This is a genomic window from Nocardia sp. NPDC058497 (assembly GCF_042720195.1).
Taxonomy (GTDB): domain Bacteria; phylum Actinomycetota; class Actinomycetes; order Mycobacteriales; family Mycobacteriaceae; genus Nocardia.
In genome coordinates this window covers 1-2,115 of sequence record NZ_JBHXMY010000809.1, presented here as the reverse complement: position 1 = coordinate 2,115, position 2,115 = coordinate 1, and the positions used below count along the sequence as shown (strand labels likewise).

2 protein-coding genes are annotated in these 2,115 nt (G+C 67.0%); both read right to left on the bottom strand.

Annotation, left to right across the window (positions count from 1 at the left end; translation table 11 throughout):
* Positions 1–552: 552 nt before the first annotated feature.
* Complete coding sequence (locus ACFWPJ_RS31240) at positions 553–1,269, bottom strand: histidine phosphatase family protein (RefSeq protein WP_378856872.1); 717 nt, start codon at positions 1,267–1,269, stop codon at positions 553–555.
* 264 nt (positions 1,270–1,533) lie between these two features.
* Positions 1,534–2,115: ABC transporter permease (locus ACFWPJ_RS31235; protein ID WP_378856870.1), on the bottom strand; the 582-nt coding region annotated here is incomplete at its 5' end.

The following is a 2,115-nucleotide window of genomic DNA, read 5'->3' as shown; positions in this document are numbered from 1 at the left end:
CCCCCCCCCCCCCCCCCGGCGGGGGCCCCCCCCCCCCCCGCCCCGCCCGCCCCCCGTATGTTGAAGACCCAACCCACTAACCCCGCGGGGCGTTTCCACCCCACCCCCCCCCCCCAAAAATCGTAACCCAACGTATTACCGGGCGCTTCTCGGTTTTCGCCACGCGGTCTCCATTCGGCCTGAGTATTACGCAGCGGCGACGGTCTCCGGTTGCGCACCTGCGGTTTTCGCGAGCATCGCCGGCCACTAGACCTTGTCACCCAGTGCGAGCAAGCCCGCGAGGATCAGTGTGCCGTCAACATCTCAGACGATCAGCCCTGCCTGTTCGAACCAGCAGCATTACGCCGACCAGCGCGGTCTTCGGTTCGGTCATTTGACCGCCACGCCACGGATGAGCTTTCGGGTGCCGCAGGCGCACGCTGTCATCGCCACGACATGGGCCGCCCAGCACTGCCGGCAGCGGCCCATGCCCTGGCGCCTCGCACCGCGTCGGTCAATGGCCCATCAACTCACCTGCCGACGCAGACCGCGGGGGACGACGAGATGGCGGGTTCAGCCGACGGCATGGCCGTCCCACGAGACGAGCTTCCAGCCCTTCGCGGGGGTGCCCTTCACGACCACCCGGCCGGTGTTGTGCAGCGGATCGGACTGCAGCTTGCTCATGTCAGGATTGGAGACGGACATGAGTGCCCAGAACATGATGGCACCGCCATGGGAAAAGATCACCGCACGCTTGCTGCCGCGGTCCTGGATGTCCTGGATGGAGTCGTCCATGCGCTTCTTGAACTCGTGGCCGTTGAGCGAGCCGGGGATCCGGGCATCGAGGTTGCCCTGCAGCCACTGGATCGGTGCGGCCAAGTAGCCCTCACGTGCTTCCTTCTCCGGCGTGCCCTCGTAGATGCCTGCCTCGATCTCGTGCAGTCCCGCTTCGACGACTGTTGAATGACCACACAGCTTCGAGGTCGGCTCTGCCGTCTGTTGGGTCCGAACCATCGTCGACGCGTAGACGCCGTCGAACTTGCAATCGTCGAGCAGCTCGGCTACCGCAGCGGCCTGCACCCGCCCCTTCTCGGTCAGGCCGGGTCCGGGGACGGAAGTGTCGATCATACCGGAAGTATTGCCCGCCCATTCGCCGTGGCGGACAAAGGTGAGGAACATTTCACCGGTTTTCGGCGCTGCGGCCGCGCCACCTGCTCCGACCGCCATGAGCGCCACCGCCGCGATGATCGTTGCGATCATCGCAAACAGGCGAGACTTCATCAGATTCATAGAGACTCCCTCGTAAATATGGTGCAGGCCACACTGAAACGCTCCAGTGGCCGGAGTCACAGTAAGTTCGACTCGACAGGCCCCCAAGAACGTCTCCCGGTGGACGGGAACCTTCGGCCACGTTCTTATCCGGCACCGCGATGCGGCCGGGGCACAGTCCGCTCTGGACTACACACGACGACGTCTGGTGGCTCGGCACGCACCCTGGGGTGCTAGCTACAGCTAGCAGAGCCTCCGCACAGCTCCGGGCAGCTGAGCACGAGCTCAGCGTGGTCGAGCACGGTGGACACGTCTTCGCGCGACCAGTTCGACCGTCACCGCGACCGCGGCGGCCTGCGAAAGCATCAGCCCGATCAGGACCAGGATCTGCACGGCACCGGCTTGAACGGCTGACCCGCTCGTGAGCAGCACGCCGATGAAAGCGCCAGGGAGAGTGACCAACCCGACCGTGCGGGCCTGGTCCACACCCGGTATCAGCGCGTCGACAGCGGCGTCCTCGAGGACGAGTAGGTGGGCCGCCCGATCGGGGAACCCCAAGCTCAACGCGGCCTCGACCTCGCCCCGGCGCTGGGTGAGGGCGTCCAAGCCGCGCCGCGCCGCCAGCGAGGTCGCTGTCATGGTGCCGCCGAGGAGGATGCCGCCGATCGACACGAGGGTGACCCCATGTATCGGGACGACTCCGCTGAGCAGGGTCGCGGGCAGCACCGCGGTGATGCCCGCGGCGATGGCCAGCCCGAGCCAGGTGCCCGACCGGCCTGCCTCGGCGCGGGGCGGCCGGGGGTGGGGCGCGGCGCCCCCACAGTACGGGTACAAAACAACACAGGTAACCACACAGCCCCGCGCGAG

What these genes read in the sequence shown, in the direction of transcription:
- ACFWPJ_RS31240 (WP_378856872.1), bottom strand. Translation starts at nt 1,269, where the DNA reads ATGAATCTGATGAAGTCTCGCCTGTTTGCGATGATCGCAACGATCATC.